Genomic DNA, 22,539 nt, shown 5'->3' on the forward strand with positions numbered 1-22,539 from the left:
CTTGGCCCGCAGCCTCGCCTCCAAGACGCTCGCTAGTTGGGGATACGACCAGGAGGACATCGACCGGGTGGTCCTCGTCTGCGGAGAGCTCTCCGCCAATGCCGTCGAGCACGGCGGCAGACGAGGGCACCTCTTCGAAGTTCGGCTGACTGTTGACGGCCCGCGCTGCCTGGTCGAGGTCTCCGATGCCAGCCGCACCCCGCCCCGCCCCATAGAGGCCGGAGAGGACGACGAAGGCGGCCGGGGCCTGCTTCTCGTCCATTCGCTCTCTGAGGAGACCGGCCACCACGACCGCCATCCGGTCGGCAAGACCGTCTGGGCCCGCCTGGTCCTCGGCAGCCCGAGTGAGGAGTCCGTATGCACGAGCTGATCGCCGCCCCGTACCTCGACCACCACCTCCTCGTGCGACCGGGCAGTCCGAAGGCGGCACGCCTTCCTGTTCACCGGTACGAGGAACTGCACACCGCGCCGGGCACCTCAACAACGCCCACCTGGCTGGCCGACGTGGCCGGCCGGGCCTGGGAAATCGATCTGAGCGGCCGACGCCTCGGTGAGACTGTGCTGGTCCGCGCCCGCTCTCCCTATGGATACGGGCGCGCCTCGTACGAGCTGAACCTCGGCTGCAACTACGACTGCGAGCACTGCTACCTCGGCCTGAAGCAATTCGCCGGTCTGGAATGGCCGGAGCGTGAGCGCCTGCTGCACGCCATCCGGGACTCCGGGGTGCTCTGGCTCCAGCTCACGGGCGGTGAGCCAATGATCGACAAGCTGTTCCCCGAGACGTACCGACTGGCGTACGAGCTGGGCATGATGGTCGAGATCCTCACCAATGGCTCGCGACTTGCCGCACCGAAGAACCTCGCCCTGCTGACACGCCTGAGGCCGAACCGGATCACACTCAGCCTGTACGGGGCCACTGCGGAGTCCTACGACGGGCTGACCCGGCGTCGAGGCGCGTACCGCATGTTCGTCAAAGGACTGGACGCAGCCCACGAGGCCGGACTACCCCTCGATCTGACCTTGATCATCACGCGGCACAACGCCCATGAAGCCGACCTGATGCGAGCCTTCGCCGATCGCTACGGGCTGCCGTACCGCGAGTACACCCACATGTCGCCGACCATCTACGGCGGCGCCGAAACCCTCGCCACTCAGGCCCCGGACCACCTCGCAGATCGCGATCCCTTCAACGGCTGCAACGCCGGCCACACCTTCTTCCACGTCGACCCGCACGGCATGGCTTCCATCTGCAAGGTCGGCCGCGACGAAGCGATTCCCCTCATGACCACCGGAGTCGAGGGCCTGAGCCGCCTCGGCGGCATCGCCGACTCCCTGATGCTTCGCACCGGTGGCTGCACCGGCTGCCAGCTCTCCGGCACCTGCCGAGTCTGCCGGCCGCTGGCCAAGGTCTACCAGGAGGCGAAGGCACCACTGGACAGGTACTGCCAACACGCGACAACAAGGAGCTGAACCATGACCGCAGTAGCAGTACAGATCGCCCCCATCCGCCCGCCGTCCGAAGCCAATGAGGAGATCATCGTCATCGAAGACGTGGACGCCTTCGCAGCAGCCACCACGCCCGGCTGTGGGGACGACAATCCGTACAACTGACCACTGAGCCAGGGGCTTCCGGCAGCACTTCGTGCCGGAAGCCCCTGTTGGCACGCCAATCTGGAAACCTGACGACCATGCCCGCACCCCCCATCGCCTTCGATGAACTCCCGTCCGGCGTCCGCACCGCCATCGAGGCTGAGACCGGACCGAACCTCAGGATCGAGAACATCGCCACCGGCCTCAACAGCTCTCTCTCCGCACGTGCACACACCACCGGCGGAGCCGTCTTCCTCAAGGGCCTGCGCACCGACCATCGTTGGGTCTGGACCCAGCAGCGCGAGGCTGACATCAACCCGTACGTCACTCCGCTCGCACCGCACTTGCTCTTTCACGTCATCGCCGACGGCTGGAACGTCCTCGGCTTCGAGAACATCGACGGCCACCACGCCGACTACTCACCAGGCTCCCCCGACCTGCCCAAAGTCACGGACGCACTCCAGGAACTGGCCTCCCTCCCCTGCCCGGACATCGAACTCCGCCACGCCGAACAACGCCTGGCCAGCTACGTCCCGCACCCCGCCGACGCGGACGTATTCAAGGGCGACGCGCTACTCCACACGGACTGGAACAGCCACAACGTCCTCATCACGAACCGCCGCGCCCACCTCGTCGACTGGGGATGGGCCACCCGCGGAGCCGTCTGGCTCGACCCTGCCCACTGGATCATCTGGCTCATCGGCGCAGGCCACACGCCAGCCGAAGCCGAAGACCTGGCTGCGCGGCTGCCCGCCTGGGAATCAGCACCACCACGTGCGGTGGACGCCTTCGCTCACGCCAGCGCAAAGCTCTGGAACGAGATCGCAGGTGCTGATCCCGATGACTGGACGAGGCAGCTACTCGCTGCCGCGCTTCGGTGGCATCGACATCGACGCTCTGCGGCCGCGGGCGAGTAACTCCCTATACCAGAATCAGCAGTTCCTCATTAGCTTTTCTATGAAGTCTTGGCGTTCGCCCATTTGCGCTGCTATTACTAATGGCGGAGCGCGCCCGTACTGGGTATCGACTCTGCACCCCATGCCGGAGCTCTTCCGGAGGGACGAAGCAGCCCCACCTTGCGCAGGCAAGATCGGGCAGCTGGCAGAGGCACGAACGCAGAGAGCGGTCCTACCCGCCTTGCCACTGTTCTGGTGGATCGTGCCCGGTATGACGGCAACAGACCTTCCCCTGGTGAGGTTGGAGCCCACTTCCTGGTGACCGATTGGTCGCTGGTCGCATGCGGCTCGGCCTCACCAACGGCTGCGCTGCGCACCGGAAGGTCCCGTTGTGGATCCCATCGAAGAAGATGCCCCATTCCCTACCCCTGCCCCGGCCGACTGGCAGAAGCGCTGGGTCGACGCTGTCCTCGCCACCGAAGGCGTCAACGTCCCCAGGGCCGCGATGGAGCAGATCGCCCCGTTCATCGTGCAGCCCAAGGCCCTGCTCTATTCGCCCCGCGCGCACGACAAGGTAGAGCGTCTCCGAGACGACGCACTCATTCCCATCCTCACCGACGCTGGCACCGCGCTCGCCGTGAGCGTGAAACTGGCGGGCTACGCCGGGGCAACCTGGTGGCACAACGAGCGCATCAGCACGGCCTTCCGCTCCCCGGTCGACCCGTCTGACGGCCCCAAGCCCAACTTGCCTGCTGTGCGCCCGTGGACAGCAGTCACCACCGACGGCTCGGAAAAGACCTTCAGTGCACTGCGTAGCGAGTTCCGAGCTCTCCCAGATCTCCTCACCACCATCGAGCGCTCTGGCAACGAACTCGCCGGGCGTGACGGCCATCGGCCTTACGACCTGCGCGAGGACCTCGTCCTGAACGGCCAGATGGAACCGTGCATGTACATCGCACAACAATTGGTGCTGGACGAAGCCTCCCTAAATGATTCTGGAGACCAGCGCCCCTCCTCGTATTGGGTATGGCCGGCAGTCCGCGGCAACAACCGAACCAAAGCACGGCAGGAACTACTTGGCCTGAGCTCCGCCGAGGTCGTGGCCGGCGTCCCCATGTCGAAGCTCGGCATGGACAGCCTGGACGTCTCCACCAATCCGTCTTACTGGCTGCCAAAGTACTCGTCGAAACTCAACGACGAGTACAAGGCAGCCCGCGAAGCCGGCGATCTCGACACACTCGCAGTCCGAGCCCGCAAGGTCGCCGTCGTTACAGCGCACCTGGTTATCGGTAGCCCCACCCCGGAGCGGCTTTACCGCATCGTCCAGAGCAGTAACCGTCGCGACCATGTGCACCCTCCGTTGGAGTTCAAGCCCAACGACCGGAGCCGGTCACTCGGACGCAGCATCCTGGGGGCGTACAGCGCCGCCGGCATCCTCAGCGAAGATGTCGCTGATGTCCTGGCAGGAACCCAGCCCATCAGCCGGTTGGCCAGCGGCCCCGGAGACGCATCCGTTTCCGTGCAACGAGACTGGCGGTCGATGCGGCTCCTAAGTGAACTGTTCCCTGCGGAAGGCGACCTGCGGCGTGATCTCATCCGCGCAGCACTAAGCGAACCCGCCCCTTCCACTCTCGGACGACAGCATGTAAACCGACGCCTACGCGCCTGGTCGGCTCTCACGTCGGAGAGCTACCCCGAACCCTGGAATCCCCGCGTTGCGGATGCGCTTCCCGTTGCACTCGCCAAGGAAGGCGTGACGCCTTCAGAACGTCCCCTGCTGGACCTACTCGGCACCGCAAGTGAAGACGCCGATGCCTTCGAGGAACTGCTGCTCTACCGAGCACCTCATTGGCTCGCAGCATTCGATCTCATCGACGCAGACCGAGGGTCTGTAGGCGCGCAACGCGGTGACAGCGACACCGACCAGACGGTCGATAACGAAGAGTCGTTGCGCATTCGCCGTGGGGTGAACAACGCCATCGCCGCCATGCGTGCTAATCGAGTCCGCGCGGTTGGATTGCTTCGCGAGCTGGCGGCTGCAATGGACGAGTCCGACCGACCGCCCATGCAGATTGGCGAGTCAGGAGAGGCGCTGGATAAACCGGCTAGTCGGGCCTGGTTCAACAGGACGTTCCCGAAGGTGGCTGGAGCAACTCGGATGAGCACGTCAGTGCCTCAGCCGAATATGGCAGCTGCTCCGCCAGAGACCGACACCGAGGCCGTCAAGCGGCTACGTCGGGAATTGACCGACGTACTGACAACGCTCGAGGAGGGAGTCAAGTTGCTCCCCACCATCGCGTCCCAGATGCGGACTCACGCCCGCGCGGCAAACATCGCTCAACCCATCTCTGACAGCCGCGCCCAGAGTGCCGTTCTTCAGGTGACCGCATTGGTCCAGCCACTACGGGAGCTCCCCGAAGTGCTCCTCGCCCTCGGAAATCGTGAAGCGTAACGATGCCTCAGGCGGTCACTCGGGCTGCCTGTAGATCTCGTCCGCAGTCCGCACACAGTCCGCAGGCCACCCGATCACGACCGCCGGAAGCCATCGCCAGCAAACACGAAAAGGCCAGGTCAGCGCCCCGCAGCGATGATCGCTGCAGGTCGCCGACCTGACCGATTACTTGGAGACCAAGAAGGCTTGATCGCCCCGCCCCGACGACCGCGGCCGAGCCGCAGGCCGGACGGGCAATCAGAAGGGCCCGACCGCTCGACCGGTCGGGCCCTTCTGCGTTTCCCGGGATCATCCGGGAACAGCGCACCAGGCGTCAGGTCTTGACGATCCAGACGTCGCGGTTACCGCTCACCCTCGCGCCTGCCACCACCTTCCCGGACTTCGAGACCTTGAGGTACCCACCCACCGGGTTCCACGGGGTGTTCTTCGAGTTGTTGTTGTGGGAGTACAGGTTCCAGCTGATTCGATTGCCCTTCATCTTCGAGCAGGCCCGCCCGTACACCCGCCCCTCGTGCTTGCTCGGGCCGGTCAGACAGCCCTCGCCCACGAGAGGCGTGGCCAGACTGACCAGGTGAGTCCCGCCGACACCCCAGTACTGGCTCTTCGCTTTTGCGCAGGACACCTGCGTGACCGGCTTGTTGTATCCGTTCCACTTCAGACACTTGCCCGTGGTCTGGTTCTTGAGACGGAACGACATCAGCGCGGCATTGGCCGGAGTGCTGGCAAATCCCAGCGTTGTAGCGGCCGTAAGCGCACAGACGACGACGGCTGCCTTGAAGTCATGCCTCATTGCTCTCCCTGTGTGTCTGGAGTCCGATCCCGCTGGACCGGTAAAGCCCGAACGGGATCATGCACCGTTGAATTCGCGAACGCAACGGTGTTGAGCAAAATTTGAGGGCCCGTCACCGGACCGAGGGGTCAGGTGGTGGCGGTCGGCGGCCGATTCTCCGCCATCACCTGACCTTGTCGGTGCCCGGCCGGTCCGGGGCCGCGTGGAGCCGAACGGCGCTGATACCCCTCTTCGTACCCGGCGGACGGGAATGGCCCCGGCCCGGACCGGACACCCGCTGAGCCGCGGCTGTCCACCGTGGGCCGGGGTGCCACCGATGCCTCCCATATGCGACCGATGAGTTTCCGGTATGGGATCAGTCGGTATGGGTGGACATGCGCACACGACGGGGATGCGCTCACGACAGGAGACAGCGATGACCACCGAGGGCTTCACCACATGTCTGTGGTTCGACGGGCAGGCCGAGGAGGCGGCGGAGTATTACCTCTCGGTCTTCAAGAACTCCCGCCTCGGCAGGATCGGCCGCTACACCGAAGCAGGGCCCGGGCCCGCCGGATCGGCGATGGCAGTCGAGTTCGAGATCAATGGCCAGAAGTTCGTCGGGCTGAACGGCGGGCCGCAGTTCACCTTCAACGAATCCATCTCGTTCCAGATCCGCTGCTCGGACCAGGACGAGGTGGACTACTACTGGAGCAGCCTCACGGACGGGGGCGAGGAGGGGCCCTGCGGCTGGCTGAAGGACAGATACGGCGTCTCCTGGCAGGTCGTCCCCGAGGTGCTGATCGATCTGATCGGCGACCAGGACGCCACGAAGGCCGCGCGGACCACCGCGGCGATGATGACCATGAAGAAGCTGGACATCGCCACGCTGCGGAAAGTGCACGCCGAGGGCTGAGAAGGGCTGGGAAGCGCTGACACGGCGGAGATGCCGGACGGAGGTCCATCCGTCCGGCATCTCCGCGTCATCGGCGGGTGGGCCCGTTCTCACCGACGCGCGCCACTACCTGCTCGACGCGGGCCGAGGAAGGTGCCGGCCAGCAGGGCGCCGGTCAGGACCAGTGCCGAGTTGACCAGGATCGCGACCGAGACTCCCGACAGGACACCCTCGGGGCCGGTGTCGCCGAGGGCGGACATCCGGGCGGTGACGACGGCGCTCATCACCGGGATGCCCATGGTGATGCCGACCTGCTGGGTCATGGTGGCGAGGCCGGTGGCCAGACCCTGTTCCTCGTCGGGGAGTCCGGAGGTCGCGGTGACCATGAAGCCGACGATCATCAGCATGTTGCCGATGCCGCCGGTGAAGGTGGCCACCAGCAGAAGCCAGATCCAGGCCCCCGACGTCCCGAGCGCCACCAGGGACAGCGTGGCTACGGCCTGGATGACACCGCCGGTGACGATGGTCCTGCGGCTGCCGTACCGGCCGACCGCACGGCCGCCGAACGCGCCGCCGATCACGGTGCCGATGCCCAGGACGCCGAAGGCGAGACCGGTGGCCAGCGGTGAGTAGCCAAGGACTTCCTGCAGGTAAAGGGTGAGCAGGAAGACCAGTGAGGTCTCGGTGACGAAGGCGATCAGGCCGGCGGCATTGCCCCAGATGACGCTGCGCCGCTTCAGGATGCGTACGGGAACCAGGGGCGCCGCGGCCCTCTTCTCGACGGACCGGAAGCCGATGAGGAGCGCGAGACCTGCGAGGAGTGCGGCCAGGGTGGTGGGCGTGGTCCAGCCGGACTCACCGGCCTGGGTCAGTCCGTAGACGAGCAGCAGCAGTCCGCCGGTGACGGTCACGGCTCCGGGGACATCGAGCCGGGGGCGTTGTGCGGGGCGCGAGTCGGTGATGACGGCCGGGGCGAGGGCCACCACCAGGGCGGCCACGGGCACGTTGATGAAGAAGGCCCAGCGCCAGGAGAGCAGATCAGTGAGCAGGCCGCCGAAGATGGCCCCGGCGGTGAATCCGGCGGACATAAGTGCGCCGTTGAGGCCCAGCGCGCGTTCCCGCAGCGGGCCCTCCTTGAAGGCGGTGGTCAGCAGCGCAAGTCCGGCCGGGGTGACGGCCGCCGTGGCGAGACCCTGCAACACCCGTGCAGCGAGCAGGACTTCGGGCGAGGTGGCGAGTCCGCCCAGGGCGGAGGAGAGACCGAGAACGACCATGCCGCCCAGGAACAGCCGTTTGCGGCCTACGAGATCGGCGACGCGGCCGAACAGCAGCGTGAACCCGGCGGCGGCGAGCGCGAACGCGGTGGCGATCCACTGCAGGTGGGCGAGGGAGAAGCCGAGGCCCTCGCCGACGACCGGCAGCGCGACGTTCAGGATCGAGAAGTCCACGGCGATCATGAACTGGGCGCCGAGGAGGAGAGCGAGGACCAGCTTCTGCCGTCCGGTCATGCGAATTTTCGAGGACACGGCGGGCGGAGCGGAGGTGTCGGCGGTGTCGGGAGACTGGGCCCGGCTGGGTGCGGACATGATTGGCCTTCCTCAGAGAGAGGTTTAACGGGGCTACAGTTCCGTTAAGGTGGGAGTCACCGTAACAGAGGAAGACTTACTAATGGAACTGGAGACCCGTTATGACGTCTGAGGGTGTGGAGCCCGGCACCGTACGGCCCGGTGGCCGTACCGCCCGGGTCCGTGAATCGGTCCTGCGGGCCGCCGGCGACGCCCTGGCCGAGCACGGCTTCGACCGGCTGGACCTCGCCGATGTTGCGCGCCGCGCGGAAGTCGGCAAGACGACCGTCTACCGGCGCTGGTCCACCCCCACCGGCCTGATCGCCGACCTGCTCGACGACATGGCCGAGCAGTCCTCACCCCGTACGGACACGGGTTCCCTGGCCGAGGACCTCCGGGCCAATGCCCGGCTGGTGGTCACCACCCTCACCGATCCACGGCAGGGCGCCCTCTTCAAGTCCGTGATCGCCGCGGCGACCTGCGACCCGCGCACGGCCGAGGCACTGCACCGCTTCTACGCGATCCGCATCAAGGAGTGGTCCGGCTGCGTCACCGAGGCCGTCGAACGCGGGGAGCTGCCCGCGGGCACGGACGCGGACGAGGTGGTCCGCGCCGTATCGGCCCCTCTCTACTACCGGCTGCTGGCCAGCGGCGACCCGCTCGACGAGGCGGCGGCGGACCGCGCCGCCGAGGCCGCGGCCGCGGCGGCGCGGGCGGGCGCGTATGTGAGGTGAGGGGCGATCAGCCGTCCTCGTCCCGCGCTCTTCGCCGCGTCAGCCGGCCGGGTGGGCGCGCAGACGTGCCGCCCACGGGTGGCCGGCGCCCTGGGCCAGGGTGATCGTCTCGGTCAGCCAGGCGCGCTGGTCCGCGGTGAGCGTCGGCAGCGCCGTCGCGAAGTCCTGCTCGTCCTTGGGGCGCGGGGACTCGGCCTTGTACAGGAGCTGTACCTCAGGGGAGAGGTACGGGACGCCGCCCTTCGAGACCCGGCCGAGCCGGTCGAGCGGGAGGCGGATACGGGGGTCGCGGCGAAACAGCCAGTCGGCGCCCTCCGCGTCGTCGAGCATGAGCTGGATACGCCAGGGTTCGGCGGGTCCGGGGCGGCACCAGATGTCGTGGACGTACGGCGGCAGGACCTCGCCGGGGAGCCAGGGGCGCAAGGTGCCGGGCGGATCGGCGGCCCACCACTCCCAGCCCACCAGGATCTGCTGGGCGGTGAGCTGGTCGCGGCGGAGCAGGAGTACGTCGATGTCGCCGTGGTCCCGGAAGGTGTGGCCCACGGCGAGTTCGACCGCGTATCCGCCCGCGATCCACCAGGGGGTGCGCAGCGGGGCGAAGAGCCGGGCGGCCTCTTCGGGCGGGGCCGGGTCCCAGGGGCCCCAGGCGGTTTCCGTACGCATGGGCCGGCGGCCCCTCTCCTTCTCCGGTGTCGCCCGCCGTGGGGTCAGTCCGTCCTCAGCAGATGCCGATAGCTGTCCGGATGCTCCCTCAGATACGTGGCCAGGTTCATCGCCGGGTGCCCGGTGAGGTTCGGTACGGCGTCCGAGACCGTGGACATCTCACCGGTGGCGATGGCCTCGTACGACGTCACCCAGCCGGCCACCTCCCAGTCCTCGGCACCGTACTGCGCCCGTGAGGCATAGGCCTCCTCGCGGGTCTCCGGTACGTAGGTGATGGTCCGGCCGGTGACCCGGCCGATCTCCTCGGCCGCTTCGGCGAGGGTGAACGCCTCGGGGCCCGTGAGGTCGTACGTGACCCCGTCGTGGCGGGTGTCGGCGCTCTCGGTGTCGGCCAGCAGCACGGCGGTCGCGGCGTCCGCGATGTCCTCGTGCGCCACCGCCGCCACCCGGCCGTCGCCGCCCGGACCGCGCAGTGCCCCGTCGGCGCCGGTCATCGCCGGGAGCCCGGCGAGGTACAGGCTGTCGCGCAGGAAGGTGTAGCGGACATCGGCGGCCCGGATGTGCGCCTCGGTGTGCCAGTGGTCCCGGGCGAAGGTGAACGTGGCTTCCGGCGCCGCGCCGAGGAAGGAGACGTACACGATGCGTTCGACGCCCACGGCGACCGCCGCGTCCACGGCCGTCGTGTGCTGGCGCACCCGGTCGGGGCTCTCGTGCGCCGAGACGAGGAACAGGGTGTGCGCCCCGGCGAGGGCGCGGCGCATGGCCTCCCCGTCGCCGTAGGGGGCGGGCGGGGCGGCGACGGCGCCGGGCAGCTCCGGCAGCCGGGACGGGTCGCGGCCGAGGAGCCGCACGGGCACGCCGGCGCGCGCCAGGCGCTGTGCGACACCGCCGCCGACCGCACCGGTCGCGCCGGTGACGGCAACGATGGGGGCGCCCGGGTCCGTGGGGACTGTGGGCTCTGCGGGGTCTGTGGGGGGTGGGGGGTTCATGCGGGGTCGCCTTCCTTGCGCAGCCAGGGGTGCACCTCCACGACCGCGTCCACCGGGACGGGTCCGTAGATGTGCGGGAACTCCTCGCCGCCGGGCGCGACGGACTCGTACCGTACGGGTGCCGGGAGCCGGGCGGGATCGATGACGAGGACCACCAGATCCTGGTCACCGGCCCCGGCCCGGCTCCCGGCGCCGTACAGCATCTCGGCCACGCCGGCCAGCTGGTGCGGCAGCGAGCAGTGGATGAAGCCCTCTTCGTGCAGGGTGCGGCCGCGGGTGGACATCTCGTATGTCCCGATCCCGCGGGCCGCCTCCCACAGCGGGCCTTCGGTGAGGTGCAGCAGCAGTTCGGCCATGGGCCAAAGCTAGCTGCGTCGACGCGCTCCGCGGGCCATCAGCGTGGCCGCCGATCCGGCCGCGAGCAGAACGGCCGCGATACCGCCGAGAATCCATTCACCGCCTCAGGAACCCGTGTTCGGGAGCGATCCCCCGTGGCCGGGGTGGTGCGGCCAGTTCCGGTCGGGCTCGTCCGGCCAGCTGTATGGATGAAACGATTGAAATGCCACGGCGTTCGGTGTCCCATGCACCCGGATACCCGGATACATGGAACCGCGTCGGGGTATTCATGCGCGCGAGCGCGCGTCAGGCCGTCTCCGCCAGCAGTGCGGCCTCCACCCGCGGGTCCAGACCGACCGCGGCCCGGTCCGGCCGTTGCGGGGCCGCACCATCCAGTTCGACCAGCCACTTCCAGGTGTCGGCGACCGTCTCATCGACCGGCCGGCAGCGCAGACCGGCCGCGTACGCCTTGCTGACGTCGCCCCCGTGCATGGTGTCGTACAGCTCACCCGGCGGCAGCCAGACCGGCAGGTCGCTCCAGGGCTCCACACCTGCCGCGAGGATGGTCTCCGCAGGGGTCCAGCGGAGCTCCGCACCGGAGCCGGTGGCGCGGACACAGGCGTCCAGCAGTTGCCCCATGGTGGCGTGGCCCGGGCGGCTGACCAGGTTGTACGGCCCGTGCAGACCGCTGAGCCCGGCGTCCAGGAGCCAGTTCGCGAGGTCACGGGCGTCGATGTACTGGAGCATCAGGTCCGGTGTGCCCGGGGCCAGTACGGGTCCGCCGCGGGCGATCCGCAGCAGCCACCAGGGCAGCCTGCCCACGTTCTCCCAGGGGCCCAGGATCAGTCCCGCGCGGGCCAGCAGGGCCCGGTCCCCGAAGGCGTCGAGTGCGGCCAGTTCGCCGCCGCGTTTGGCGAGGGGGTACGGGACGTCCGCACCGGCGTCGGGCGAGGCACCGGCCACCAGCGGGCCGTTCTCGGGCAGACCGGCCGGGGCCGGGTAGTCGTACACGGAACGGCTGGAGACGTACGCGTACCGGGCGGCCCGGTCGGCCAGCAGACGGGCCGCGTCCCGTACGGCCGAGGGGGCGCCGCTCCAGGTGTCGACGACCAGGTCCCAGGCGTACGTGCCCGAGCCGCTGCCGGCGGCTGCGGCCAGCGCGGCGAGGCCGTCGTCGGTGATGCGGTCACCGAGGAGCTCCGTCACGCCCGGCGGGGGTGCGTGACGGCCGCGGTGGAACACCGTGACCTCCCAGCCGCGTGCGAGCGCCGCCTCGGTGACGGCGCGACCGACGAATTCCGTACCGCCCAGCATCAGAAGCCTCATGGGACCGACTCTGCCCGCCGGACGGCCGGGCCGGAACCGGTCCTCGCTCTCGGCAGAATCGGACAGCGGTCCTTGGAGTCGGGCGACGGTCCTTCACTGTGTGCGGGCGAGCGGACAGCGGCCCTTCACTGTGTGCGGGCGAGCGGGCTGCGGTTGCGCAGCAGCCACTGGTGGTACCCGGCCGCCTGCTGGGCCGCCTCCCGGTAGGCCGCCTCCAGCTCCCCGTACACCGTCGCCATGTCGGCGCCCGGCCGGGACACCAGCAGCAGCCGTACGGCGAGGGGGTCGTCGCGCAGCGGCCGGATCGCCATGTCGTCGCGCGGCCCGGAGGTGGGCTGGCAGGGGGCGACCGCCTCGCCGAGCACGACGAGGGACGCGGCCGTGAGGTAGTCGCCGTGCAGGACGGTCGGTGCGAGGCCGGCCTCGCCGAGCACCCGGCGCAGCCCGTCCCATTCGCCGTCCACCGTGGGGTCGACCATCCACCGGTCGGCGGCCAGGTCCACGAGGTCGACCACGGGCCGGGCGGCGGCCGGATGGTCCCGGGCCATGGAGATGAACTGCGGTTCACGGTCCAGGAGTACGCGCTGCTCCAGGCCGTCCGGGATGGCCAGCGGGCAGCCCTCGACCTCGTGCACGAAGGCGACGTCGAGCCCGCCGGCCTCGACCGTACGCAGCAGGGCACTGGCCGATACGTCGACCCGTAGCGAGATGTCCGTGCCGGGCAGCCGGAGCCGGAGCCTGCGCAGCCAGCCGCCGATGACCCGGCTGGCGGTGCAGCCGATGCGCAGCCTCGGGCCCGAGGTGCGGACCGCTTCGGCCTCCGCCTTCGCTTCGCTGACCAGGGCGGTCATTCCGTCGACCAGGGGGCGGGCCCGGCTGAGGACGGCGCGGCCGAGCAGCGTCGGTCGGCAGCCGGTCCGTTCTCGGCTGAACAACTCGGCGCCCAGGGTGTTCTCGATCCGCTGCAGCTGGGTGGTCAGGGAGGGCTGGCTCACGCCCAGCCTGCGGGCGGCTCGGTGCAGGCTGCCCGTGTCGGCGATGGCGCACAGCGCCCTGAGGTGTCTCACCTCAAGCTCCATACGGTCGAGCGTAGGACGACGGGCGGTTGTCGCACCAGACGTCACAATCCCATCAAAGGACGTTAATTCACCGGGAGTTGGCGGATGCGTCGACGGCGGTACCGGTGATGGCGATAGGCCGGTGCTATCGCCGGTTGACATCATCCGCCACGGCCTCCGCTCCCCGACACTCTCTCCGTACCGCACCCCGTCCGAGTCCGATGACCGGACGGGTTCATCGGACAGGTAATCGGTAGGAGACCCCCCATGAGACACCCCAGGACCGTCATGTCGGCCGTGGTCGGCCTCGGCTTCGGCCTCGCGGCCGCGCTGGGCACCGCACCCGCCATCGCTTCCTCTCCCGCACCCGCCGCACCCCCCGCCGCCACCTCGGAGGCCCACGCGGGCTACACCTCCCACTCCGGGTCGCACGAGAGCGCCGCCGCGAACAAGGCGTTCTTCGAGGCGGTCGCCAAGTCCGTGGCCAAGAAGCGGGCGGCGAACCCCGGCGCCCAGGCGGTCACCATCGTCTACAGCACCGCCAACGCACCGAGCTTCCGCACCGAGATATCCAACAGTGCGCAGATCTGGAACAGCTCGGTCTCCAACGTCCGGCTCCAGGAAGGCTCCAGCGCCGACTTCTCCTACTACGAGGGCAACGACCCGAGCGGCTCGTACGCCAGCACCGACGGGCACGGCAACGGGTACATCTTCCTCGACTACGCACAGAACCAGCAGTACGACTCGACCCGCGTCACCGCGCACGAGACCGGTCATGTGCTCGGCCTTCCGGACCACTACTCCGGTCCGTGCAGCGAGCTGATGTCGGGCGGCGGCCCCGGCCCGTCCTGCACCAACCCGTACCCGAACGCGAACGAGAGCAGCCAGGTGAACTACCTGTGGCAGAACGGCTTCGCAGCCGCACTCGCACGCAGCGCCTCCTGACCGCTGTCCGGCTGCTCCACACCGCTGGGGGCCACCTCGTAGGACGGGGTGGCCCCTTGGGCCTTCGCCGGTCGGTGAACGCGCGCCCCCGCTTGATCCGCCCGCAGCGAACGGGCCGGGCGCGCCGCTCGTTCCGGGGGATGCTGGAAACGGCCGCACAGGCGGGCCGTCCCCCATGGAGGTACGAGTGTGAGCGAGCGCCCTGAATCCCTGTACGAAGCCGTCGGCGGCATGGACGCACTGCACCGGCTGAGCAACACCTTCTACGACAACGTGCTGGCGGATCCGCTGCTCGCACCCGTCTTCGCGGATTTCACCCCGACCCATATCGAGCATGTCGCCGTCTGGCTGGCCGAGATCTTCGACGGTCCCGCCGGCTTCACGGCGGAACACGGCGGCCACCAGGCCCTGTTGCGCGCCCACCTCGGGCTGTCCATCACCGAGCCGCAGCGGCTGCGGTGGATGGAGCTGATGACGGCCGCCGTCGAGAAGGAACTCCCGGACGACGCGCTGCTGCGCCGCCGGGTCCTGGAGTACTTCGACTGGGGCACGGGCGTCGCCCGCGATGTGTCGGCGTCCCCGGTCGGCGAGGACCTCGGCGATCCCGGCCCGACGCCGCGCTGGGGCTGGGACGGCCTGCGCTGACCCACGGGATGTCGAGTGCGGCTTACGGGTGGTCGAGTGCGGTCTACGGGTTGTTGAGTGCGGTACGGACCAGGGTGAGCAGCTCGTCTTCCGTCATCCCCAGCTCGCGTGCGTCCGCGACCACTTCGCGTACGCGGTCCAGCAGCCGGGCCCGGTGCGGGGAAGCACCGCCGGTGACGACCGCTCCGCGCCCCCGGCGCAGCTCGATCAGTCCCTCCTCGCGGAGCTGCTGGTAACCGCGCAGCACCGTATGGACATTGACCCCGAGGGACTCGGCGAGCACCCGGGCGGCGGGCAGCCGCTCGCCCGGTACCACCGCCCCCTCGGCGACGGCGCGGCGCACGGACGCTGCGATCTGATCACCGAGCGGCACGGTGGAGGTGGGATCGACCCGGAAGAGCATGGTCAGTGCTCCGCCCGTCGCTGGTCGATCAGGGTGTTGAGGAGCGCGGCCCCGGTGGCCGAGTCGTCGACGGTCACCGCGAAGTCCCGGCCGCCGGCCAGTGTCGCCACGATTCCCTCACCGGAGCGGATCATGACACCGCTCCGTCCGGGGCGGATGCGGTAGCCCCAGCCGCCGTACTCCGCGAGGGGGTTGATGTCCCTGCTGGTCGCGGCCTCGATCCGGTCGAGTGGCACCCTGAGGCGCGGCCAGGGCAGCATTCCCGAGATGGTGATGCCACGCCGGTCCACCACCACGTACGGCCGGGCGAAGGCGGCCAGCAGCAGGCCGAGGAGGAGCAGCGGAATCGCGGCCGCCCAGCCCGAGACGAACAGCAGCCCCACCCCGCAGGCCACGAGCGCGAGCGCGACCAGCGGCAGCCACCAGCTCCCTGCGCTGCGCGCCCATCCGGCGACCTCCCCGTCGGAGAGCGCGATCCGCGCACCGTCCCCGGCCCGCCCGGTCGCGGCCGGCTGCTCCGGTACGGGAGCGAGCGCGGCCAGCACCAGCCCCAGCCCTGCGGCGAGCACGGCGACCCCCAGGGCGACGGCGAGCTGCCACATCGGGAACGACACACCTTGCGCCTCCCTCTGCGCATTCTCACCGGCATCCACGTTGGCGAGCAGCACAGCGGCCATCACCCAGCCGAGGAACCCGGCGAAGGCATAGCCACCGGCGACCAGCCAGCGGTAGGCCCGCCCGTAGAACTTCCCCCGCACCACCATGAGGGCCCACAGAGCACCGGTCACGGCGAACAGCAGGACGTTGGCCACGGCGTACCACACCTGCCCCGCATGCCCGTCCGCCCGGCCATCGGACCGGAAGTGGCTGGCCAGTTGTCCGGGGAGCCGGTCGCGGAAGACCGCGAGCAGCACCAGATCGACGACGAGCGCGAGCAGGAACGGCAGAGCGGCGAGGGTCGCGCGGCCCAGGTTCTTACGCATCATGAAAACCTCCATTGTTCGCATGTTAGTAGAACAATGAAGATGTGGCAAAGCTTTGGCGGCGTGCCGTCGGCGGCAAAAGCAGCAGCCCGCTTCAGCCCGACCGGCCGACAACGACCGGTCGGGCAGGGTGGATCAGGCCAGCTCCAGCGGGAACGCACCCCGGTGCCCGGTGCCGGCGCCCCGGTCCGGGCGTGGCTCGTACTCGCGGCAGCTCCAGATCTCCTGGACGAATCCGGTCCGCCGGTCCCACAGGTCCAGGACATCGCCCTCACCGGCCACCCCGCGGTAGGCGTCCTTGGCACCCCGGAAGCAGGCGAGTCCGCCGGAGAGGCCGCGGCCGGGGGCCGGGAAGTAGTCCGAGAAGGCGCAGGCGATGCAGGTCTGGAGGCGCACGTCGGGCGGCAGGGCACGCTGGATCGTGGCGAGGGCGGATGCGAAGTCGCTCTCGGCGCGATGGGATCGGTAGGCCGCGCCGCCGAACTGCAGCTCCAGGTAGAGATACGGATCGGGACGGCGCAGCGACAACAGGCAGCTGAGCGTGGCCTGATGGACGGCTCCGTCCCAGAGGACCGGGAGCGGCAGGTCCCACTCCAGGACGCAGTCGCCCAACGCACCGTCCACCAGAGCGAACAGGTCGTCGGCCGGTGGTGTGCCGGCCACCGGGGTGAGGCTGTCGAAGCTTTCGCCCTCGAAGTCGATGCCCCTGATCCGGAGGCGGAGTTGCTGTCCGTCGGTGGTGAGGATGACGGCGTCGGAACCCTGTCGGTCCCGGTACCACCCTGTCCATGACTCATCTGTCATGGGCACGGACTGTAGCCCGTGCCCATGACAGTCGCCCGGTCGCCCTCCTTTTCGTCTCACGGGCCTTGTGACCTCGGCACCTTGCTCCGTTCTCCTTCCTCTGCCCCCTTCGTCACCATCGGCTCCCCGCTCCCTTCTCCGTGCCCCCTCCGATGCCGCTGTGCGTACGGCTCCCTCCTTTCTGTGCTCAGTGCGTCCGGCGGGTGACGAACTCCGCCAGGGTCAGGAGGTCGCCCGCCGGGGCCAGGTCGGGGACCGCCCGGGACAGGTGGTAGACCGCGCGTGCCATTCGGTCCGCCGCGCAGATCTGCGCCCAGTCCCGGCCGCCGGCCCGGTCGACGGCGTCGGCGGCGCGGCTCACTTCACCGGGTGTGTTCATGGATCCCCGGTAGAGCACGGCGAGTTCGTCCGCTGCGGGCGTGCCGGAGGTGAGTGCGGCGACCACGGGCAGGGACTTCTTATGGGCCACGAGATCCGCCCCGACCGGCTTCCCGGTCCGTGCCGGATCGCCCCAGATGCCGATCAGATCGTCGATGAGCTGGAAGGCGAGGCCCGCCTCCCGGCCGAATCCGTCCATCGCGCCGACCGCCCGCTCCCCCGCGCCGGCGTACAGCGCTCCCAGTGCGCAGGCGCAGCCGAGCAGGGCGCCCGTCTTGGCGGTGGCCATGGTGAGGCACTCGTCCAGCGTGACTTCGTCCGGGCCGCGGTCCTCGAAGGCGCAGTCGGCCTGCTGCCCCGCGCACAGCTCGATGACACAGGTCGAGAGCCTCGCCGAGGCGCGGGCCGAGGCCGGGCCGGTGTCCTCGGCGAGCAGCCGCTGGGCGAGGGCGAGCATGGCGTCACCGGCGATGACCGCGTCCGGGATGCCGAAGACCGCCCAGGCCGTGGGCCGATGCCGACGGGTCCGGTCCTCGTCGATGACGTCGTCGTGCAGCAGGGTGAAGTTGTGGGCCAGCTCCACGGCGACGGCCGCCCGTACCGCCCGTTGCGGGTCACCGCCCAGCGCCCGGGCGGCGGCGAGGACGAGCGCGGGCCTGATCGCCTTGCCCGCCCGTCCCGCTGACGGGGTGCCGTCGGCCTGCTGCCAGCCGAAGTGGTACATCGCGACGCGGCGGATCGATCCGGGCAAGGAGTCGACGGCTGCGCGCAGTTGGGGATCGACGAGGGTCCGGGTCTGTTCCAGGAGGGCTGCGGCCTCATGGCCCTGCGTCGCGAGGGCAGCCGGATCGTTGTCACCCGGGGCCCGGGGCATGGGTGGTTGGGGTGCGTGGTGGGTCTTCACTGGGGCGTCCTCCCGAGGCCGCCCCGGGCACGGCTGCCCGGTGGCGGAGGTTGACGGGGGCCCGGACATCGCCGTCCGGGCCCCCGATGGGCTACCGCCAGCGGCTCACCTCGACGTTTTCCAGTACGCCGAGGGCGTCCGGTACGAGGATGGCCGCGGAGTAGTAGGCCGTCACCAGGTAGGAGATGATCGCCTGCTCGTCGATGCCCATGAAGCGGACCGACAGGCTGGGCTCGATCTCGTCGGGGATGCCGGTCTGCTGGAGTCCGACGACGCCCTGCTCGGCCTCACCCGTCCTCATGCAGATGATCGATGTGGTCCGGGCATCGGTGACCGGGATCTTGTTGGACGGGAAGATCGGTACGCCCCGCCAGGCCGGGACATGGTGTCCGCCGACCTCCACGCTCTCCGGCACCAGTCCGCGCTTATTGCATTCGCGGCCGAATGCGGCGATGGCCCGCGGGTGGGCGAGGAAGAGCTTCGAGCCGCGTCGGCGCGAGAGCAGTTCGTCCATGTCGTCGGGGCCGGGCGCCCCGTCGTGCGGCTGGAGGCGCTGCCCGTAGTCGCAGTTGTTGAGCAGACCGAACTCACGGTTGTTGATCAGCTCGTGCTCCTGGCGCTCGCGCAGCGCCTCGACCGTGAGCCGCAACTGCTGCTCGGTCTGGTTCATCGGCTGGTTGTAGAGGTCGGCGACCCGGCTGTGGACCTTCAGCACGGTCTGGGCGACGCTCAGTTCGTACTCGCGCGGCGCCGATTCGTAGTCCACATATGTGTGCGGGACGACGGCTTCGCCGACATGGCCGGCGGAGAGATCGATCTCCGCCTCGCCGTACTTGTTGGTGCGCTGCCGCGGGATGCTGAGCAGTCCGGCGAGATGAGTGCGGAGCGAATCCGCGCGCTCGGCGAGATTCAGCAGATCGGACCGCCTCAGCGTCAGCACCGTGCAGGCGGTGACGGCACGGGCCGTGTACTCCCAGACGGCGTCGCCGTCGATCAGGGCGTGGTCACCGAAGTAGGCCCCGTCGGCGTGGACCCCGAGCACCGCCTCGTCCCCGTACGGGCCGGTGCCGATCTTCTCGACCTTGCCGTGCGCCAGCAGGAAGACGCGGTCCGCCGCGTCCCCGGAGGCGGCCAGCACCTGGCCGGCGGCGATATCGCGCTGCTCGCACCGCCGGGCCAGCTCGCCCAGCACCTCCTCGTCGCCGAACTCCCGCAGGGCGGGAAGCTCTCCGAGCTCGGCGGGGATGACCGCGACCCGGTCACCGGTCTGCACGAAGGTCACCCGGCCGTCCCCGACCGAGTAGCTCAGCCTGCGGTTCACCCGGTAGGTGCCACCCTGCACCTGCACCCATGGCAGCATCTTCAGCAGCCACCGCGAGGTGATCTCCTGCATCTGCGGAGCGGACTTGGTGGTCGTCGCGAGGTTCCGCGCCGCTGCCGTGCCCAGACTCTGCTGCGGCGGCACCGGCGCGTTCTGAACCTCTTCACCAACGGACATCTGACGTCCTCTCGATCATCGGCTGACCTGCCCGAAGAAGCCTTTCAGCACGGAGAGTCGCCCCGCCATTACACAAAAGAGTGTGACTATTCGGGCTTTGGGCTGGGCACGACGCTCGGCGATGTCCACGGATCCCATTAAGTTGCATCCTTGATGCAACTTATCTACCGTGACCGTCATGCGGCTGACGAGATTCACCGACGTGGCGCTGCGCGTACTGATGCGCCTGGCCGTCGTGGAGAACGAGGACCCGCCGACCACCCGGGAGGTGGCGGCGACCATGCAGGTGCCGTACACCCACACCGCGAAGGTCGTCGCCAAGCTCCAGCACCTGGGCCTCATCGAGGCGCGCCGGGGCCGTGGTGGCGGGCTCAGCCTCACCGGAGCGGGCCGGTCCGCCTCGATCGGCGGACTCGTCCGGGAGCTGGAGAGGCCCGGCGGCGTCGTCGAGTGCGAGGGCGCCACCCCCTGCCCCCTGCGCTCGGCCTGCCGGCTGCGCGGCGCCCTGCACCGGGCGGAAGAGGCCTTCTACGCCTCGCTCGATCCGATCACCGTCGCCGAACTCGTCACCTCCCCCACCGGACCGCTGCTGATCGGCATCAGCGGCAGCCACCCGGCAGTCGGCTGAGCCACCGCACACCACACCATGGGCGCCACCGCCCGGCTACACGCCGCCCAAAAATACGAATCTCACATACCGATTCAAGCTCCGCGAGACCCAGGAGTCACCGATGCTCTCCGAGACGTCCACCGCCACCGTCCGTGCCACCCTCCCCGCCGTGGGAGCGGCCATCGGAGACATCGCCGATCTCTTCTACCGCAGGCTCTTCGACGCCCACCCCGAGCTGCTGCGCGACCTCTTCAACCGCGGCAACCAGGTGTCCGGCGCCCAGCGCCAGGCCCTTGCGGGCTCCATCGCCGCCTTCGCGGCCCAACTGGTCGAGCACCCGGACACCCGCCCCGATGTGATGCTCAGCCGGATCGCCCACAAGCACGCCTCGCTCGGCGTCACCGCCGCGCAGTACGACATCGTGCACGCCCATCTGTTCGCCGCGATCGCCGAGGTGCTCGGCGACGCGGTCACCCCGCAGGTCGCCGCCGCCTGGGACGAGGTCTACTGGCTGATGGCGGGCGCCCTGATCTCGATCGAGGAGCGGCTGTACGCACAGCAGGGCGTCGTCGCCGGTGACGTGTGGCGCGAGTGGGAGGTGACCACCAGGATCGAGGAGACGGCGGATGTCGCCACCTTCCAGCTCCGCCCGGCCGACGGCGCACCCGCCCCCGCCTTCCGCCCCGGCCAGTACGTCTCCGTACAGGTGGAACTCCCCGACGGGGCCCGCCAGATACGCCAGTACAGCCTCTCCAGTGCCCCCGGCTCCCCGCTGCGCTCGATCACCGTCAAGCGGGTGCACGGCGGCGGCTCGCCCGACGGCGAGGTCTCCCGCCGCCTGCACGCCGAGGTCGGGGCCGGCGACCGGCTGCGGGTCTCCGCCCCGTACGGAGATCTCGTACTCGACTCCGCCGATGCCCCGCTCCTGCTCGCCTCCGCGGGCATCGGCTGCACCCCGATGCTCTCGATGCTGGAACACCTCGCGGCGACCGGACACCGCGCCCCGGTCACCGTCGTGCACGGGGACCGCTCCCCCGCCGACCACGCGATGCGCACCGACCACGCCCTGCTCACCGGCAGACTCCCCGACGCCACCGCCCACTTCTGGTACGAGGACCCGGAGCCCGGCCACCCCGCCGACCGCACCGGCCTGGTCGACCTGAGCGGCCTCGCGGTCGCCCCCGGCACCCACGCCTACCTCTGCGGCCCGCTGCCCTTCATGCGCGCCGTACGAACCCGGTTGCTGGCCAAGGGCGTCCCGGCGGCCGACATCCACTACGAGGTGTTCGGCCCCGACCTGTGGCTCGCCCAGGGCTGAACCCGGCCCATTGCTCACGGAATTGACCGGATCGACTCGCACACGGCCCGAACAACCGCTTCGGGGATGGCCCGGAGAGGGACGTTCCGGTACAAGCGGATCAGAGCGTCCGGACGCTCTGAGGCCCGATCCCCCCACGCGCAAAAGGAGTCGGCCATGTCTTCCCCCATGTCCGCGAGCACCTTTCTGGAAGCCCTGATGAACGAGGGGATCACCGTCGTCCAGGTCGGCGACTGGCGGACCCACAACCGCAACCACAAGGGCTCCTGGGGCCCGGTCAACGGCGTGATGATCCACCACACGGTCACCGAGGGCACCGCCTCCACCATCCGCATCTGCCGCGACGGCTATCCGGAGCTGCCCGGCCCGCTGTGCCACGGCGTGATCGCCAAGGACGGCCGGGTCCACCTGGTCGGCTACGGCCGCGCCAACCACGCCGGACTCGGCGATGACGACGTACTGCGCGCCGTCATCGCCGAGAAGCGCCCCCCTTCCGACAACGAGGCCAACGCCGACGGAAACAGGCACTTCTACGGCTTCGAGTGCGAGAACCTCGGCGACGGCAAGGACCCCTGGCCCGCCGCCCAGCTCGAAGCCGTCGAGAAGGCCGCCGCCGCCATCTGCCGCCACCATGGCTGGACGTCCCGCTCGGTGATCGGTCACAAGGAGTGGCAGCCCGGCAAGATCGATCCCCTCGGCTTCACGATGGACTCCATGCGGGCACGGATCCGCGACCGGCTGAAATGACCCGCACCCACCCGCACCCACCCGGCACGAC

The 22,539-nt window shown here is 69.5% G+C and carries 24 protein-coding genes; 12 read left to right on the plus strand and 12 right to left on the minus strand.

Annotated elements, in window-relative coordinates:
* Position 1 precedes the first annotated feature (1 nt).
* From ACGFU7_RS11880 to ACGFU7_RS11900, 5 genes are all read left to right on the plus strand, one after another.
* Positions 2-370, plus strand: coding sequence for an ATP-binding protein (locus ACGFU7_RS11880; RefSeq protein ID WP_393694700.1), 369 nt, complete (start codon positions 2-4; stop codon positions 368-370).
* Positions 358-1,470, plus strand: coding sequence for a radical SAM protein (locus ACGFU7_RS11885; RefSeq protein ID WP_393694702.1), 1,113 nt, complete (start codon positions 358-360; stop codon positions 1,468-1,470). Before ACGFU7_RS11880 ends, ACGFU7_RS11885 begins: the two co-directional genes overlap by 13 nt.
* Positions 1,471-1,473: 3 nt before the next feature.
* Positions 1,474-1,611 carry a hypothetical protein gene (locus ACGFU7_RS11890; RefSeq protein ID WP_393694703.1) on the plus strand — a complete coding sequence of 46 codons (138 nt, stop codon included), beginning with the start codon at positions 1,474-1,476 and terminating at the stop codon, positions 1,609-1,611.
* Positions 1,612-1,688: 77 nt separating this feature from the next.
* Positions 1,689-2,507: an aminoglycoside phosphotransferase gene (locus ACGFU7_RS11895; RefSeq protein WP_393694705.1), complete on the plus strand. Its 819-nt coding sequence runs from the start codon at positions 1,689-1,691 to the stop codon at positions 2,505-2,507.
* A gap of 370 nt (positions 2,508-2,877) precedes the next feature.
* Positions 2,878-4,938, plus strand: coding sequence for a hypothetical protein (locus ACGFU7_RS11900; RefSeq protein ID WP_393694707.1), 2,061 nt, complete (start codon positions 2,878-2,880; stop codon positions 4,936-4,938).
* 313 nt (positions 4,939-5,251) lie between these two features.
* Here the strand turns inward: ACGFU7_RS11900 and ACGFU7_RS11905 are convergent, their stop codons facing one another.
* A complete protein-coding gene (locus tag ACGFU7_RS11905; protein WP_393694709.1) occupies positions 5,252-5,728 on the minus strand; it encodes a ricin-type beta-trefoil lectin domain protein in 477 nt (158 codons plus the stop codon).
* Between the two features lie 415 nt (positions 5,729-6,143).
* On the opposite strand from ACGFU7_RS11905, the gene ACGFU7_RS11910 reads away from it, so the two are divergent.
* The gene (locus tag ACGFU7_RS11910; RefSeq protein ID WP_393694710.1) at positions 6,144-6,623 is read left to right on the plus strand and encodes a VOC family protein; all 480 of its coding nucleotides are present in this window, start codon (positions 6,144-6,146) and stop codon (positions 6,621-6,623) included.
* Between the two features lie 89 nt (positions 6,624-6,712).
* Here the strand turns inward: ACGFU7_RS11910 and ACGFU7_RS11915 are convergent, their stop codons facing one another.
* Complete coding sequence (locus ACGFU7_RS11915) at positions 6,713-8,188, minus strand: MFS transporter (protein WP_393694712.1); 1,476 nt, start codon at positions 8,186-8,188, stop codon at positions 6,713-6,715.
* 101 nt (positions 8,189-8,289) lie between these two features.
* On the opposite strand from ACGFU7_RS11915, the gene ACGFU7_RS11920 reads away from it, so the two are divergent.
* On the plus strand, positions 8,290-8,901 hold the full coding sequence (locus tag ACGFU7_RS11920; RefSeq protein WP_393694714.1) for a TetR/AcrR family transcriptional regulator: 612 nt from the start codon (positions 8,290-8,292) through the stop codon (positions 8,899-8,901).
* A 39-nt stretch (positions 8,902-8,940) separates the two neighbouring features.
* Here ACGFU7_RS11920 and ACGFU7_RS11925 read toward each other — a convergent pair whose 3' ends face one another.
* The 5 genes from ACGFU7_RS11925 to ACGFU7_RS11945 all read right to left on the minus strand — a co-directional run bounded on the left by ACGFU7_RS11925 (position 8,941) and on the right by ACGFU7_RS11945 (position 13,294).
* On the minus strand, positions 8,941-9,564 hold the full coding sequence (locus tag ACGFU7_RS11925; RefSeq protein WP_393694716.1) for a nucleotidyltransferase domain-containing protein: 624 nt from the start codon (positions 9,562-9,564) through the stop codon (positions 8,941-8,943).
* A 44-nt stretch (positions 9,565-9,608) separates the two neighbouring features.
* Positions 9,609-10,553 carry an NAD(P)H-binding protein gene (locus ACGFU7_RS11930; protein ID WP_393694718.1) on the minus strand — a complete coding sequence of 315 codons (945 nt, stop codon included), beginning with the start codon at positions 10,551-10,553 and terminating at the stop codon, positions 9,609-9,611.
* Complete coding sequence (locus ACGFU7_RS11935) at positions 10,550-10,909, minus strand: DUF952 domain-containing protein (protein ID WP_393694720.1); 360 nt, start codon at positions 10,907-10,909, stop codon at positions 10,550-10,552. Before ACGFU7_RS11935 ends, ACGFU7_RS11930 begins: the two co-directional genes overlap by 4 nt.
* A 286-nt stretch (positions 10,910-11,195) precedes the next feature.
* On the minus strand, positions 11,196-12,203 hold the full coding sequence (locus ACGFU7_RS11940; RefSeq protein ID WP_393694918.1) for an NAD-dependent epimerase/dehydratase family protein: 1,008 nt from the start codon (positions 12,201-12,203) through the stop codon (positions 11,196-11,198).
* Positions 12,204-12,340: 137 nt separating this feature from the next.
* A complete protein-coding gene (locus tag ACGFU7_RS11945) occupies positions 12,341-13,294 on the minus strand; it encodes a LysR family transcriptional regulator (protein WP_393694722.1) in 954 nt (317 codons plus the stop codon).
* Between the two features lie 246 nt (positions 13,295-13,540).
* Here ACGFU7_RS11945 and snpA point away from each other — a divergent pair, with 246 nt between their 5' ends.
* Positions 13,541-14,218: a snapalysin gene (gene snpA / locus ACGFU7_RS11950; RefSeq protein ID WP_393694723.1), complete on the plus strand. Its 678-nt coding sequence runs from the start codon at positions 13,541-13,543 to the stop codon at positions 14,216-14,218.
* 189 nt (positions 14,219-14,407) lie between these two features.
* Complete coding sequence (locus ACGFU7_RS11955; RefSeq protein ID WP_393694725.1) at positions 14,408-14,863, plus strand: group II truncated hemoglobin; 456 nt, start codon at positions 14,408-14,410, stop codon at positions 14,861-14,863.
* Between the two features lie 43 nt (positions 14,864-14,906).
* On the opposite strand, the gene ACGFU7_RS11960 is transcribed toward ACGFU7_RS11955, so the two are convergent.
* The 5 genes from ACGFU7_RS11960 to ACGFU7_RS11980 all read right to left on the minus strand — a co-directional run bounded on the left by ACGFU7_RS11960 (position 14,907) and on the right by ACGFU7_RS11980 (position 19,833).
* Positions 14,907-15,266 (minus strand): GntR family transcriptional regulator, encoded by a 360-nt coding sequence (locus ACGFU7_RS11960; RefSeq protein WP_393694727.1) that lies wholly within the window; start codon positions 15,264-15,266, stop codon positions 14,907-14,909.
* Between the two features lie 2 nt (positions 15,267-15,268).
* Positions 15,269-16,252 (minus strand): DUF1648 domain-containing protein, encoded by a 984-nt coding sequence (locus ACGFU7_RS11965; protein ID WP_393694729.1) that lies wholly within the window; start codon positions 16,250-16,252, stop codon positions 15,269-15,271.
* Between the two features lie 132 nt (positions 16,253-16,384).
* A complete protein-coding gene (locus tag ACGFU7_RS11970; RefSeq protein ID WP_393694730.1) occupies positions 16,385-17,053 on the minus strand; it encodes a DUF6304 family protein in 669 nt (222 codons plus the stop codon).
* Positions 17,054-17,240: 187 nt separating this feature from the next.
* The gene (locus ACGFU7_RS11975; RefSeq protein ID WP_393694920.1) at positions 17,241-18,305 is read right to left on the minus strand and encodes a family 2 encapsulin nanocompartment cargo protein polyprenyl transferase; all 1,065 of its coding nucleotides are present in this window, start codon (positions 18,303-18,305) and stop codon (positions 17,241-17,243) included.
* A gap of 121 nt (positions 18,306-18,426) precedes the next feature.
* Positions 18,427-19,833 carry a family 2B encapsulin nanocompartment shell protein gene (locus ACGFU7_RS11980; RefSeq protein ID WP_393694732.1) on the minus strand — a complete coding sequence of 469 codons (1,407 nt, stop codon included), beginning with the start codon at positions 19,831-19,833 and terminating at the stop codon, positions 18,427-18,429.
* Between the two features lie 178 nt (positions 19,834-20,011).
* Here ACGFU7_RS11980 and ACGFU7_RS11985 point away from each other — a divergent pair, with 178 nt between their 5' ends.
* The 3 genes from ACGFU7_RS11985 (at position 20,012) to ACGFU7_RS11995 (ending at position 22,508) form a co-directional block, all read left to right on the plus strand.
* A complete protein-coding gene (locus tag ACGFU7_RS11985; RefSeq protein WP_393694734.1) occupies positions 20,012-20,461 on the plus strand; it encodes an RrF2 family transcriptional regulator in 450 nt (149 codons plus the stop codon).
* A gap of 103 nt (positions 20,462-20,564) precedes the next feature.
* Positions 20,565-21,761, plus strand: coding sequence for a globin domain-containing protein (locus ACGFU7_RS11990; protein ID WP_393694736.1), 1,197 nt, complete (start codon positions 20,565-20,567; stop codon positions 21,759-21,761).
* Between the two features lie 156 nt (positions 21,762-21,917).
* Positions 21,918-22,508 (plus strand): N-acetylmuramoyl-L-alanine amidase, encoded by a 591-nt coding sequence (locus ACGFU7_RS11995; RefSeq protein WP_393694738.1) that lies wholly within the window; start codon positions 21,918-21,920, stop codon positions 22,506-22,508.
* The last annotated feature ends 31 nt before the right edge of the window (positions 22,509-22,539 follow it).

Origin of the sequence: Streptomyces sp. NPDC048473 (assembly GCF_043200155.1) — a bacterium.
Lineage (GTDB): Bacteria > Actinomycetota > Actinomycetes > Streptomycetales > Streptomycetaceae > Streptomyces.